The organism is Cytophagales bacterium (genome assembly GCA_033344775.1).
Taxonomy (GTDB): Bacteria; Bacteroidota; Bacteroidia; order Cytophagales; family Cyclobacteriaceae; genus JAWPMT01.
The window spans coordinates 1,906,370-1,918,738 of the sequence record JAWPMT010000005.1; the positions used below are offsets into that span (position 1 = coordinate 1,906,370).

At 42.8% G+C, this 12,369-nt stretch carries 15 protein-coding genes and 1 pseudogene; 9 read left to right on the plus strand and 7 right to left on the minus strand.

Annotated elements, in window-relative coordinates; translation table 11 throughout:
* Window positions 1–2: 2 nt before the first annotated feature.
* The 4 genes from R8G66_25685 (at window position 3) to R8G66_25700 (ending at window position 2,476) form a co-directional block, all read left to right on the plus strand.
* A complete protein-coding gene (locus R8G66_25685; GenBank protein MDW3195792.1) occupies window positions 3–179 on the plus strand; it encodes a hypothetical protein in 177 nt (58 codons plus the stop codon).
* 76 nt (window positions 180–255) lie between these two features.
* Window positions 256–450, plus strand: coding sequence for a cold-shock protein (locus R8G66_25690; GenBank protein MDW3195793.1), 195 nt, complete (start codon window positions 256–258; stop codon window positions 448–450).
* A gap of 60 nt (window positions 451–510) precedes the next feature.
* Complete coding sequence (locus R8G66_25695) at window positions 511–1,380, plus strand: RNA polymerase sigma factor RpoD/SigA (GenBank protein ID MDW3195794.1); 870 nt, start codon at window positions 511–513, stop codon at window positions 1,378–1,380.
* Between the two features lie 40 nt (window positions 1,381–1,420).
* Window positions 1,421–2,476 (plus strand): acyl-CoA desaturase, encoded by a 1,056-nt coding sequence (locus tag R8G66_25700; protein MDW3195795.1) that lies wholly within the window; start codon window positions 1,421–1,423, stop codon window positions 2,474–2,476.
* A gap of 46 nt (window positions 2,477–2,522) precedes the next feature.
* Here R8G66_25700 and R8G66_25705 read toward each other — a convergent pair whose 3' ends face one another.
* Window positions 2,523–3,671: a N(5)-(carboxyethyl)ornithine synthase gene (locus R8G66_25705; protein MDW3195796.1), complete on the minus strand. Its 1,149-nt coding sequence runs from the start codon at window positions 3,669–3,671 to the stop codon at window positions 2,523–2,525.
* A 501-nt stretch (window positions 3,672–4,172) separates the two neighbouring features.
* Window positions 4,173–4,733 carry a helix-turn-helix domain-containing protein gene (locus R8G66_25710; protein ID MDW3195797.1) on the minus strand — a complete coding sequence of 187 codons (561 nt, stop codon included), beginning with the start codon at window positions 4,731–4,733 and terminating at the stop codon, window positions 4,173–4,175.
* A 564-nt stretch (window positions 4,734–5,297) separates the two neighbouring features.
* Between R8G66_25710 and R8G66_25715 the strand changes: the two genes are divergently transcribed.
* Complete coding sequence (locus R8G66_25715; protein MDW3195798.1) at window positions 5,298–6,032, plus strand: NYN domain-containing protein; 735 nt, start codon at window positions 5,298–5,300, stop codon at window positions 6,030–6,032.
* Window positions 6,033–6,142: 110 nt separating this feature from the next.
* Here the strand turns inward: R8G66_25715 and R8G66_25720 are convergent, their stop codons facing one another.
* On the minus strand, window positions 6,143–6,466 hold the full coding sequence (locus R8G66_25720) for a cold shock domain-containing protein (GenBank protein MDW3195799.1): 324 nt from the start codon (window positions 6,464–6,466) through the stop codon (window positions 6,143–6,145).
* Window positions 6,447–6,674: a hypothetical protein gene (locus R8G66_25725; protein ID MDW3195800.1), complete on the minus strand. Its 228-nt coding sequence runs from the start codon at window positions 6,672–6,674 to the stop codon at window positions 6,447–6,449. Before R8G66_25725 ends, R8G66_25720 begins: the two co-directional genes overlap by 20 nt.
* A gap of 895 nt (window positions 6,675–7,569) precedes the next feature.
* Here R8G66_25725 and R8G66_25730 point away from each other — a divergent pair.
* Window positions 7,570–8,343, plus strand: a pseudogene (locus R8G66_25730) (bestrophin family ion channel).
* A gap of 22 nt (window positions 8,344–8,365) precedes the next feature.
* Here R8G66_25730 and R8G66_25735 read toward each other — a convergent pair.
* Window positions 8,366–8,584 carry a hypothetical protein gene (locus R8G66_25735; protein MDW3195801.1) on the minus strand — a complete coding sequence of 73 codons (219 nt, stop codon included), beginning with the start codon at window positions 8,582–8,584 and terminating at the stop codon, window positions 8,366–8,368.
* Window positions 8,585–8,786: 202 nt separating this feature from the next.
* On the opposite strand from R8G66_25735, the gene R8G66_25740 reads away from it, so the two are divergent.
* Both R8G66_25740 and R8G66_25745 read left to right on the plus strand, forming a co-directional pair.
* Complete coding sequence (locus R8G66_25740; GenBank protein ID MDW3195802.1) at window positions 8,787–9,635, plus strand: prohibitin family protein; 849 nt, start codon at window positions 8,787–8,789, stop codon at window positions 9,633–9,635.
* Window positions 9,636–9,671: 36 nt separating this feature from the next.
* The gene (locus tag R8G66_25745) at window positions 9,672–10,688 is read left to right on the plus strand and encodes a hypothetical protein (protein MDW3195803.1); all 1,017 of its coding nucleotides are present in this window, start codon (window positions 9,672–9,674) and stop codon (window positions 10,686–10,688) included.
* Window positions 10,689–11,062: 374 nt separating this feature from the next.
* On the opposite strand, the gene R8G66_25750 is transcribed toward R8G66_25745, so the two are convergent.
* Both R8G66_25750 and R8G66_25755 read right to left on the minus strand, forming a co-directional pair.
* On the minus strand, window positions 11,063–11,185 hold the full coding sequence (locus R8G66_25750; protein ID MDW3195804.1) for a hypothetical protein: 123 nt from the start codon (window positions 11,183–11,185) through the stop codon (window positions 11,063–11,065).
* 2 nt (window positions 11,186–11,187) lie between these two features.
* Window positions 11,188–11,433 carry a hypothetical protein gene (locus tag R8G66_25755; GenBank protein MDW3195805.1) on the minus strand — a complete coding sequence of 82 codons (246 nt, stop codon included), beginning with the start codon at window positions 11,431–11,433 and terminating at the stop codon, window positions 11,188–11,190.
* A gap of 330 nt (window positions 11,434–11,763) precedes the next feature.
* Here R8G66_25755 and R8G66_25760 point away from each other — a divergent pair, with 330 nt between their 5' ends.
* Window positions 11,764–12,306, plus strand: a complete 543-nt coding sequence (locus R8G66_25760) for a cation:proton antiporter (protein ID MDW3195806.1) — start codon at window positions 11,764–11,766, stop codon at window positions 12,304–12,306.
* Window positions 12,307–12,369: the final 63 nt, after the last annotated feature.

A 12,369-nucleotide genomic window follows, 5' to 3' on the forward strand; every position in this document is an offset into this window, starting at 1 on the left:
ACATGAGAAGCTGGCGTGAAATCAGGGTCATGATGAAGTGGAGGTTTGCCAATCTCGACGATGCAGATTTTGAAATTGTCAATGGTGACAAGGAGCGAACCCTGGATCAATTGGCCAGCAAACTTCAAAAGACCCGCGTAGAATTGGAACGGATCATTGCGGAGCTCCAGCATTGTTGAATGTTTTATGGGTCACACACCCATATAGTCAGCAACCGCGAAAAGTGAATAAATACGAGTAATACAATAGATAAGAATGAAAGAAGGAACGGTTAAGTTTTTTAATGAATCAAAAGGTTTTGGATTTATCAAACCCAGCGATTCCAGTTCAGATGTTTTTGTACATGAGTCCGGACTTATAGATGACATTCGTGAAAATGACAGGGTGGAATTTGAACTTGAAAGGGGCAAGAAAGGCATGAACGCGGTGAATGTCAAAGTGATCAGCTAATACGAATTTGAATCTTGAATAAGGCCACTTTTAAGAGTGGCTTTTTGCCATCAGCATCTCATGAAGCAACTGAAAATACTTTTTCAGATCACCAACCGAACGCTCACCCTTGAAAAATACTTTCAGGAGGTAGGCAGGCACGAGATGATTTCGCCAGAAGAAGAAGTGATCCTTGCCCAAAGGATACAAGCTGGGGACCAGATCGCGTTAGAAAAGCTCACGAAAGCCAATCTGCGTTTTGTGGTCTCAGTGGCCAAACAATACGACCGTGGAATCCACAATTTGACACTGGGAGACTTGATCAGTGAAGGGAATATCGGTTTGATGAGAGCCGCCAGCAAGTTTGACCCGTCCAAAGGCTTCAAATTTATTTCCTATGCCGTTTGGTGGATACGCCAGGCGATCATGTCCGCGATCAGTCAGCACTCAAGAGCAGTGAGACAGCCCATGAACCGGGTGAATAGCTACAATCAGGTGATGCGGTCAGTTTCGGAACTGGAGCAAAAATATCAACGAGAGCCTACGGATGAGGAAATTGCTGAAGCACTTGACTTTAACGAAGATTTCGTCCGTGAAATAAGACATGTCGGCAATCGAACCTCTTCACTCGATGCACCGATTCTTGCCGAAAGCACTTCAACCCTGGCAGACATGTTGCAAGATCAGGAGTCGCCAGACCCTGAAGCAAATGCGCTATTGAGCTCTGTGAAAATGGATGTTGAAATGGTCCTGAACTCATTGACCGATCGAGAAGCGATAGTCCTGGAGTTATTGTATGGCTTGAAAGGCAGCCGGAGCATGACTGCCGAGGAAATTGCTACCCTAATGGACCTTTCTCGTGAACGCGTTCGGCAGATCAAGGAATGCGCGTTGACCAAATTGAGACAAAAATTCCAAAAAGCGCAACACCTAAAGTCACACTTGAGTTAGTGATTGAAATTTTCATTATTCAATTAAGTAAACCCAATAATTGATACCCTATCAGTTTTCTCGAGAAAGAAAGGACTTTCTAAACGAATTACGTGCCCGAGTTGCCGATTACTTTTCAGCAAATGACCTTAGTAGAAATGCCAATGCTTACATGGTGCTTAAAACCATCATGGCTGTCGGCATGTTCCTGATACCATTTACAATTATTTTGACACTGGGCAATGAGTTACCTCTGGGAGTGATCTATGGGCTTTGGTTCCTGATGGCATGCGGCAAAGCGTTTATTGGAACTTCGGTCATGCACGATTCTTTGCATGGATCTTATTCGAACAATCAGCTAATCAATCAACTTGTTGGATCTTGTTCATATATGATCGGTGTGAATCCAAAAATGTGGCAAATTCAACACAATGTAATTCACCACACCTATACTAACCTACATGATGTTGACGAAGACCTGGATGCACATTATGTGCTGCGATTTAGTCCGAATCAGGATCGACATTGGTTTCATCGGTTTCAGCACCTGTATGTCTGGTTTTTTTACTGTCTTCCGTTTATTATATGGTCCTCCATTAAGGATTTCAAAAAACTGGTTCGCTATAAACGAATAGGGTTTATTCGGACGAAATCAGAGTTCAACAAATACCTGTTGATCATCGTCGTTCAGAAAGCAATCTATTTCTCCTGTTTTATTGGCCTGCCTATGTACCTGCTCGGATGGTCATTTGGCTCTGTCTTTACGATGTTTTTATTTATGGAAGCTATAACCGGGCTCCTGTTAAGTTTTGTGTTTCAAACAGCACATGTCATGCCTGATAACAAATTCTTGAATCAGCAGGCTCGAGATATTGAGGAAAATTGGGCGGAGCACCAATTGCTAACGACCACCAACTACGGGAGGAATAGTAAAGTCTTGTGTTGGTTTACCGGAGGGTTGAATTTCCAGATTGAACACCACCTCTTCCCAAACATTTGCCACATTCACTATCCACGGATCGCGGATATCGTCAGAGATACAGCGAAGGAATACAACCTCCCTACTTTGAGTTTGACACGTTTCTGGAGGCTATTATGGCTCACTACCATCAAATGAAGTTGTTAGGAAAGGGAGACTAAAACCTGTCTTCTATCGCAAGCTTTTAGGTGATGGTCATTCTTGTAGCATGGGGGTATTCCGATACTCGATTCTGAAATTCAAGGATTTCTTCCTTTTGAATTACACCCTGATCAACATTAATGGCGTTTTGAATGGTGGCATTATTCTTCCATTCCATTTTGCCTGCAATTACTGTAGGCAGGTGAACGATCAGTGCTGCAGAGATAGATCTGGTTGCACTTTCCCATAGGTAACTTGGCGTATGGTCTACCGCATAATAGTCCACATCATCTACAGAAAACATGGGTTGTTTAAAGGTGGTGGGTTTAGCAAAGTAAAATCCCATTCCTTCATCACAGCTTACGTCGATGATCAAACTTCCCTTTTTTAGACAGGACTTTTCTTCAAAGGTGACAAAGTCCAGCGGTCTGTTGGGGTCTTGAAAAGTTCCATTGATGATGATTTCGGATTCGCTTATCAGGTCATTGAGCGGTCTGGTTGATCCATCATGTTCGACGACCATCATTCTTGCCTCATCCTGTGCTCCTTTTCTGATACGTACATAATGCACGTCAAGTATTTCTTCCCTTACTTCATGGTCAGGCCTTTGTACACAAATGGTAATATCTCTGAAACCATGGGCTTTCAGGGCGTAAATGGCTCCTCTGCTTACCGCCCCAAAACTGAAAATGATTACTTTTCGTTGGTTCCCGTAGTGGCCATCAATGCCTTTCAATTGCATGGCATGTAGAACGGCGCAGTAACCAGCCATTTCATTGTTCTTGTAGAACGTATGCCGTCCTTTGAGTCCCGTCGGGGACCAAACAAACATGTCTTCGAATGCAATGAGGGTCAATTTGCGATCGATTGCCGCCTGCGTTATGGCGCGTTGTTGCGCACAGTGTGGATAGCCCCAAATCACTCCTTCTTCCTTCAATTCCTCCAGATCGGCCAGGACCGGTTTTGCAATGATCACGGAACCAAGATCTTGCAATAGCTCACTTCTCGATGCGATGCCCCCAGAGAGCGCTGCCATTTCTTCGTCATCCCTATTGAACGGCTTGCCGTATCCTTTTTCAAAGATCAATTGCTCTCTGATGGGTAGCGGTAGCCTGGACAAATGGTCGGGATGAATGGGGTACCTGCGTTCATCTTCTTTTTGTGACGTGCCTACTACTCCGAATTTACTCATTGGACTTTATTGGATGGTTACAGCGTGATTTTGTTCCTGGTGAAGAAGGCATTTATTTGGAATAAAAAAGGACAAGATTCTGCACCTTGCCCTCCCTCACCTTAAACGATAAATATTGATATGGAATAATCAAGCACAAAATTGCTGAAACTACCGCGTTGAAGTGTTACACGTCAGTAGCTGTCTCTTACAGATATCACAGGTTGAAGAAGTTTTCTTCGTGGATGACTCGCAAAAAGGACGATCAATTCAATGATGATCAGTCCATGTACGACTATGGCGAAATAAGCACCCCACAAACCGAATAGCCCTACAAAATCCATGTCATTGCTATGAGGCACAATAAAATAAACGATGTTTTTTTCAGCAAGGAGTTTTCAAATAATGAAGTCGTTAATCGCTCTGCAAAGTTGTCTCTCTAATGGGCGTATACGTTACAGGATCAAAGACGTGTCTTACATATATCCCACATGGTTTTGATCGGGTGTATTGTCGCGTTGGTTATAAATCCTCAAGGTTGCTCTTTCTCTTTTCTTTCAGCTGCTTATAGTAAGTTGGTGTTAGGCCAGTGATTTTTTTGAATTGGGTGGATAAGTGTGCTCCGCTGCTGTAGTGGAGCTTGTAGGCAATTTCTGAGAGTGTTAGCTCGTCATAGATCAGCAGCTCTTTAACTCTTTCTACTTTGTGAAGGATAATGAATTGTTGTATGGTAATTCCCTTTACCTCCGAAAAAGTGTTGGCCAGATAGGTGTAATCATACCCTAGTTTTTCACTGATGTGATCCGAGTAATTTACTTTGGGTACTTCATCTGAATAGTGGATCATTTCAATGATCACATTCTTGATCTTCTCTATCAAGATACTTCTGCTGTCTTCCAATAGCTCCAGGCCTGATACCAAAAGGTTTGCTTTGAGCAGGTCTTTCTGTTCGTTGGAAATATCCTCCATGATTTCGACAACTCCGAGCTCTACTGAAACATACTTCAGACCCAGTTTTCTTAGTTCCTCTTTCACCATCAGTTTGCACCTCAGGCTCACCATGTACTTGATATACAACTTCATTCAACAGCTTTTACCCGTATTTTAAGTGCGAGGGTGACCAGTACAGCGAGACGGGGAGACTTGTGAAGTACTACTCAGGACTTTGGATCAATCCCGAGCTCAGAGAAAGGCAATTTATTTTCTGAGGGTGTTTTATCCTGTTTTAGTGAATCGGTTACAGGATGAGACTGGTCTGAATCTAAGTAAAGGTACCGAAATATCAGTCAGTTCGTCCCCTCCCAATGCTATTAAGTTAAGATACGTCACTGCGAAGAACTGAATCGGACCGCCGAGCGGCAGTCTATTCTGCATTTGTGCTTCGAAAGCTAATTTGAGATTGCTTCGCAGACTCGCAATGACGATACATTTTCCTTAACTAAAGAGCATTGCGTCCCCTCGGAGGGGAAACTGTATCACTTCCCAATCAGGAATCGTCCTTACTTTGAATTGACTAATGTTGTGGTTTAATTCGTTAGATTAGCGAAGTGAGCAGCATGGCTCACTTTCTTTTTAATATCAGGGCTACTTGCACCTATTACTATCCAATCCTCACAAGCCCTGAACTGATCCTAAATAAGCAATGACATGAGTCAAAACATAAACATGGCCGTCCTCATAGATGGTGATAACATCCCCTCTGCCCATGTAAAAGAAATGATGGAGGAAATCACCAAGTATGGTAATCCTACGATCAAAAGGATATATGGCGATTGGACCCGTCCTGGTTTGAACAAATGGAAAAACCTGCTACTTGAAAATGCGATTACGCCCATTCAGCAATATGCCTATACGAGCGGAAAGAATGCCACCGACTCGGCGATGATCATTGATGCGATGGACATTCTGTACAGTGGCAAGGTGAATGGCTTCTGTCTGGTCTCCAGCGATAGTGACTTCACGAAATTGGCCACTCGGCTCAGAGAGGCGGGCATGTTGGTCCTTGGCATTGGTGAGAAAAAGACACCTGATCCTTTTATTGTAGCCTGTGACAAGTTTGTATACATCGAAATCCTGAGAAGTCAACCCGATGATAAGTCTGCCAAGAAAGAAAAGGGGAAATCAGATATAGAGAAGATCAGCAATCGTGACATCCAATTGATCCAGTCTACTATCCGGGATCTATCCGATGAAGAGGGCTGGGCTTTTCTTGGTGACGTTGGAAGCCGGATCCAAAAGAAACGGCCAAACTTCGATTCCAGGAATTATGGGTTTGAAAAGCTGACCCCATTGATTCAGTCCATTGGTAAGTTCGAAGTGGAGCAAAGGGAAGCTTCTAAGAGTAAACACAGACTGATCTACGTTAGGAACAAGAAGAGGTAGCTTAGAGGGTTACCAGATGCCGAATGGGCTTCAAGGAATGCAGGTTCATTTTTCGAACATACCTGCACCTCTTGGTTTTAGTCCAATAATTCAAGCGCTGTTAATCAGGCTCAAATTTTCTTCACCTCGATGGCATTGTATCCTTTTTCACCTTTTTCAATTTTGAATCGGACTTTATCATTGTCGAAGATCGTACCATCAACATTGGACCCATGAACAAAATATTGATCTAGAACGCCTTGCTGAACAATAAAACCAAACCCCTTTTCTTCATTGTAGAATTTGACAGTTCCGCGTCTTTCTGCGTCGACATCTACTGCCGCTGATTTAGGAATGCTCACTTCAATTTGCGAAGCATCGATCTCCATGGTGTCATCTTTTTCTTCCGGTGGAGTATCAATCAGATTGCCATTATCATCTACATAGGCCATCATATTGTCCAGATCGCCAGATGTTGCATTCGCTTTTCTGAGCTCTTTTTTCTCTGCCTTTTGCTTGCGCTTCTGGAGTCTCTTTTTTTTTTTTTTTTTTTTTTTTTTTTTTTTTTTTTTTTTTTTTTTTTTTTTTTTTTTTTTTTTTTTTTTTTTTTTTTTTTTTTTTCTCTTTTTCTCTTTTTTGAAATGTGCTTTGGGATCTTGCCATATAGTAATTGAATTAGATATTTATTGTGTTATAATTCATTTTCTTTCGGTTTGTGCATGTCCCTGGCCGGTTGAAGTTTTCAAGAATCCTGGCAGTACCAGAAAAATCAGCGCCTACTGATTTGGAGAGTATGATTCTCTTAATAGTAAAGACTTACTTGAAAAATTTTACTTTAAAAACAGAGGGAGGACATCTGGATATGAACCAGATTCAAACGTAAAGGTAAAATCAAATTGAGAATGCTAAACGAGGGACTGTCGAATTGACAGGTAATCTAACTATTTTATCACACAGTCGGGACTAACCTTCTTGTGCGGCGCAATGGTACGGAAATTTTTTGACCCAGCCTAAAATGTAAAGTACTAGCATGATGTCATCGTACTAGATGAAACCCGCATTGATGATCTGGCCCGTCGGTAGGTGCCCATATCTCAGGAATTATTGATTTGAAAACTGACCCCATTGATTCAGTCCATTGGTAAGTTCAAAAAAATCACGGGATTGACGCCAACCTTTTACAAACAGCTTAAAGTAAAAAGGATGGGAAACCTCGAAGGCCTGTAACATTCTATTCGCCAGGGGGCGGTCGTGATCTTGGATATTTACAACAATCTTCAATTTAGGTGTAATAGAATTAGCAGGTAAGTCAAAGAACTTTGTGGCATCATGCCAAGATGCTTTATTGACTGGGTAGAAAGCACCCGGCATCCGTTAGGTGAACTAACCCGCTAAATCGCACCTTACAGTTTCCTCAACCATAACATATGATCATAAAAAACAGCATTCCGATCGCTTATCTTTTCAACGAACTTAAAATTCCGCTGTTTTACGTCTGCCTGATAGCCGTCATTTCAGGGGTACTGCCTATTTTTTTTTTCAATCATTTTTATCTGACATTCCCATAAGCATAGCAACGACCTTAGGGATAGCCATATCTATTTTATTGTCGTACATGATGAACCAGTCTTATGAGAGGTGGTGGGAAGCGAGGAAGATCTGGGGAGAAATTGTAAATGATTCCAGGACTTTCGTCATGCAGTTGAGCATGTATCTAAAACCGGAAAACAAGGAGATAGCCATATTGAGCCACCGCCAAATAGCGTGGAATTACTCCCTGGGCAGCCACCTGCGGCAAGTGGATTCACTTCAAAATCTGAAAAAATGGTTTTCTGAAAAGGATTTTGAATCGATTGGCATGAGTGCGAGTGAGGCCGCTGAGTATTTTGTCGTTGCAATCACAAAGCCTGGCCCAACTGTATAGAGCAAAAAGAACTCGATAAGTTCTCACAGATTCAGCTTGAAACTACCGCTTTCAAGACTAACTTCTTCCATGGGTAAATGTGAGCGAATAAAAAATACCGTATTTCCACCCATCTACAGATATGGCCTTCATGCATCGATCTACCTGTTCGTCATCTTTCTTTCGTTATCTGTTGCATTCAAATTACAACACTTTATCCTCGAATTTATTATTTTGGTGATCGTATCAACTGTTTTTTTCTTTTTGGAAAAGGCTGCATTTCGAATGCAGGATCCATTCGAAAATATTCCTACAGATACGCCGGTCACGTTCATAGCAGAAAAGATCGAGGGCGATATTCTACAATTACTGGATCAGAAAGCCAGCGCCTCGCTAACAGTGTCAAATCATAAGTATTACGTCTTATAGCCGATCGCTTCAAGAAAGGAATCTAGCCGTATCGTTTGGTTTTGATAAGGTATAGCACCTGTCTGAACCAATTGGTCGGATACCAGCCCGTCAATTGGGCATTTTGGAGGTAAAAGGTGCGATTGGGGTGATACCGGCATACGACAAAATCGTTTTTATTCAATTCGATAGTGGCTCTGTCGCCTGCCTTATTCCTGATCTTCATCGGCAGTCCCATGCCCACAATAATTTTCTTGTTCATGATTTGTTCTGACTAACAAACATCAAGTTGATCAGAAATACACCGATAGCAAACCCAACGTGTGATACATGTAACAGGGAGGTTTCTCGATGTAATACATCACGGATGTAATCGTATCATCTTTGAAATTTAATGGAGCTACCAATTTTAATTCTAATGCTGAGGCTTCAACATTAACGAAAGTGATATATAAAATAACAACATGGAGAATCAGAATATAGATGAAATAAAGACAATGCTAAAAGGTGGACAGTTAAAGACTTTCATCATTGTGGGTCTGCTATTAGTGGGATTTATGGTACTCAGACCCTGGGTTCAGATCGGAGCAGGCGAACGGGGAGTGGTGCAGAATTTTGGTGCCGTTCAGGACATTGTGCTGAATGAAGGCATTCATTTCAGAGTTCCGGTCATGCAAGAGGTTACCATATTGGATGTCAAAATACAAAAAGCCATTACGGATGCGGCATCCGCCTCTTCAGATCTTCAGGATGTGGATTTATCCGTAGCGCTCAACTATCACATAATCCCTGAAAAAGCCAACATCGTCTATCAAACCATCGGCACACAGTTCAAAGAACGAATCATCGATCCGGCGATTCAAGAAGTGATGAAAGCTGTTACGGCAAGGTATACGGCTGAAGAGTTGATCACGAAACGTCCGGCTGTAAGCACCGAAATGCAAGAAGCCCTGACTTCCAGGTTGTTGGTATCCAGTATTGCAGTAGATGCATTTTCTATTGTGTCTTTTAGCTTTTCGCAAACCTTTACCGATGCGATTGAAGCAAAGCAGACAGCCGAACAAAATGCACTCAAAGCAAAAAGAGACCTTGACAGGATCAAAGTTGAAGCACAACAAACCGTAGCTGCCGCTACGGCGGAGGCGGAAGCCTTACGATTACAAAAAATGAATATTTCTCCAGACCTCATTGAACTCAGAAAAATAGAGGCTAACCTCAAGGCCATAGAAAAGTGGAATGGCATATTACCACAGGTAACAGGTGCCGGCGCTTTACCATTTGTTGGTGTGGGTGATGTGGTCAAGGGGAACTAACAGAGAGATTGGAGGCTGCTTCATAACTGAAAAAGCATGTTGAAAGTAAAAAAAGAAGGCATTCTCCTTGAAAAAACGGAACTGGCGTTTGAAAACGAGGGCGTTCTTAATCCCGCCGTGATCCAGGAAGGAGATATCGTCCACGTTTTTTACGGGGCTGTGCGAATGGGTAATTATTCCACCATTGGCCATTGTCAATTGAAAGGCCCCCTGGACCTGGCTGATCGCAAATCAAGCCCGGTATTTCTTCCGGGTGCCGATCAGGAGTTGCAAGGGGTAGAAGACCCACGAATGGTGAAGATCGACCACACGTACTTTTTAACCTATACGGCCTATGATGGTGTCAATGCCCTGGGCTCTCTGGCCACTTCTGAGGATTTGTTGAAGTTCCAGCGCAAAGGCATCATGGTACCACAAATCACACGCCAGGCATTTCTGGACCTCACAGCAAGCCTGCGTATCAGCAGGAAATACAATCCGTTTCATCATCTTCACGATACCCGCAGTGCTACAGAAGACAACATACTGCTCTCAGACAAAAACCTGATGTTCTTTCCAAGGAAGATCAATGGTAAATTTTACTTCCTTCACCAGATACACCCGGATATTCAAATTGCCTCTGTCGACACGATAGAGGAGCTGAACAAGGACTATTGGCAAAACTATCTCATGCACTTAGATCAGCACATCCTGATGGCGGCTAAGTATGCGCATGAGACCAGCTACATCGGAGGAGGTTGTCCACCTATAGAAACGAAGGCTGGCTGGCTGCTGATCTATCATGGCAGACATGATACGACAGAAGGATATGTCTATTCTGCCTGCGCGGCCTTGCTCGATTTAGAGGAGCCGGAAAAGGAACGGGCTCGTCTTCCCTACCCACTGTTCAAGCCCGAGCTGGCCTGGGAATTGTCAGGAGAGGTGAACAATGTGGTTTTCCCTACGGGTACGGCAATCTTTGGTGCCAGATTATACATCTACTATGGTGCCGCAGACAAGCGCATTGCCGTGGCCTCCGTGAGGCTTAGCCGAGCTTATCGCCGAATTGCTTAACCATCAATCATGAACGATAGTGAAATCCTCGTCATCACGTCCTATCCACCCAGAAAAAGGTTGATTTACATTGGCGAGTTGATTGATCAACCAATATTGCAGCTATGGTTTTCTCAAGTAAATTATGCTGGATTGATTACGTGCCTCATTGATCGGTATGTTATGGAGTGATACTCTTTTGATTCAGTTCATTGAAGTAGGCGCCCATGTAATAAGCATATCCATATCATACCTTTTCAGATTTGAGACCAATATTCCCCCTTTTTCATGTAAAGGGGTCCCGTGGGGGATTTTCAAAAAGTGCTCAAATTTGAAAAAGAATGAGAATCTCCTAAAGACTCAGCTAAGGAGACCTAATTCCTTCGAAGTATTACCTAAGCGCCTACTTCAATAAGTTCATCCCCAACCCGATCCAAAAAATCAAAGAGGTATCTGAGGTCTTCTAAGAACTCTTTGTGATCCGGGAACGGAACCTCCTGATTGGTGAGGTAAAACATGATCAATTATCTTTCAGCTGCCTTGATCTAAAGCCGGAAAGCTTCACTTTCGACAGGTACAATACCTTTCTAAGCCAATGGGCCGGATACCAGCCAGTCAATTGGGCATTTTGGAGGTAAAAGGTACGATCAGAGTGATACCGGCATACGACAAAATCGTTTTTATTCAATTCGATGGTCGCCCTTTTACCCGCCTTATTTCTAATGGTCAGCGGCAGTCCCATGCCCACAATAATTTTCTTGTTCATGATTGAATTGGGCGATCCTGTCAACAAGTTGGGAAGTAAGAGGTTCAATCACAACAAAACCTGTGATACATGTAATAGAGATGTTTTTTAATGTAATGCTTTGTGTACAACAATGACGTACATTTTAGTTCTGAAAGTACGCAATGGAATCAGGTATGATCACAAAAAGTAGAAGAAACATAGTACAGTGATTTTAGATGCTTCGGTAGGGTAACCTTCCACATGAGGTTATTGACTGTTAGATTATCCACTGAAGTATCTTACTAACCACTCAAAGTACGCAGTTTCAAAATCCTTTTGGCGAAGGAAGTACGCAAGAAAAACAAGTAGATGCTAGCAGCTATCCCCATTGACCCTGTTATTTCAAAATTGGTGGTATTGTCCATTGCCATCACACTCATCAGCTTTGTTTTCAAGCTCTTGAAGCAGCCCTACGTCATTGCCTATATCCTGGTTGGGGTTTTAATGGGTCCTTTTGGTTTGAAGCTCGTTACGGATGAGTCGCTCATTTCCAACCTTGGTTCATTTGGGATGGTGTTGTTACTCTTTTTTATCGGCATGGAAATATCCCTTCCCCAGTTAGTCGCCAACTGGCGGATACCCGTGCTGGGCACGCTCATTCAACTCGTGTTTAGTCTGATGGTAGTTTGGGTATTAGGCAGTTTTCTGGGTTGGCAACTGGATCATGTGGTCGTATTGGGGCTTGTCATTAGCCTGAGCAGTTCAGCCATTGTCATCAATTACCTGCAAGACAAAAGGAATCAGCCAATCTTATTTCGGGCAAAATATCGTAGGCATTTTACTGGTACAGGACATATTAGTGGTGCCTATGTTGATATTGCTCAATTACCTGTCGGGAGCTCCCGTAACTAACCAGGAGATTTTGAAACAAGTCATCGGCGGATTGATCATTCCTGCAGCATAGTGATCTGGGTT

Bases quoted from the DNA above. Each gene is read 5' to 3' on its own strand.
- R8G66_25685 (MDW3195792.1), top strand. From the start codon at position 3: ATGAGAAGCTGGCGTGAAATCAGGGTCATGATGAAGTGGAGGTTTGCC.
- R8G66_25690 (MDW3195793.1), top strand. From the start codon at position 256: ATGAAAGAAGGAACGGTTAAGTTTTTTAATGAATCAAAAGGTTTTGGA.
- R8G66_25695 (MDW3195794.1), top strand. From the start codon at position 511: ATGAAGCAACTGAAAATACTTTTTCAGATCACCAACCGAACGCTCACC.
- R8G66_25705 (MDW3195796.1), bottom strand. From the start codon at position 3,671: ATGAGTAAATTCGGAGTAGTAGGCACGTCACAAAAAGAAGATGAACGC.
- R8G66_25710 (MDW3195797.1), bottom strand. From the start codon at position 4,733: ATGAAGTTGTATATCAAGTACATGGTGAGCCTGAGGTGCAAACTGATG.
- R8G66_25715 (MDW3195798.1), top strand. From the start codon at position 5,298: ATGAGTCAAAACATAAACATGGCCGTCCTCATAGATGGTGATAACATC.
- R8G66_25720 (MDW3195799.1), bottom strand. From the start codon at position 6,466: ATGATGGCCTATGTAGATGATAATGGCAATCTGATTGATACTCCACCG.
- R8G66_25725 (MDW3195800.1), bottom strand. From the start codon at position 6,674: ATGGCAAGATCCCAAAGCACATTTCAAAAAAGAGAAAAAGAGAAAAAA.
- R8G66_25735 (MDW3195801.1), bottom strand. From the start codon at position 8,584: ATGAACAAGAAAATTATTGTGGGCATGGGACTGCCGATGAAGATCAGG.
- R8G66_25740 (MDW3195802.1), top strand. From the start codon at position 8,787: ATGGAGAATCAGAATATAGATGAAATAAAGACAATGCTAAAAGGTGGA.
- R8G66_25745 (MDW3195803.1), top strand. From the start codon at position 9,672: ATGTTGAAAGTAAAAAAAGAAGGCATTCTCCTTGAAAAAACGGAACTG.
- R8G66_25750 (MDW3195804.1), bottom strand. From the start codon at position 11,185: ATGTTTTACCTCACCAATCAGGAGGTTCCGTTCCCGGATCACAAAGAG.
- R8G66_25755 (MDW3195805.1), bottom strand. From the start codon at position 11,433: ATGAACAAGAAAATTATTGTGGGCATGGGACTGCCGCTGACCATTAGA.
- R8G66_25760 (MDW3195806.1), top strand. From the start codon at position 11,764: ATGCTAGCAGCTATCCCCATTGACCCTGTTATTTCAAAATTGGTGGTA.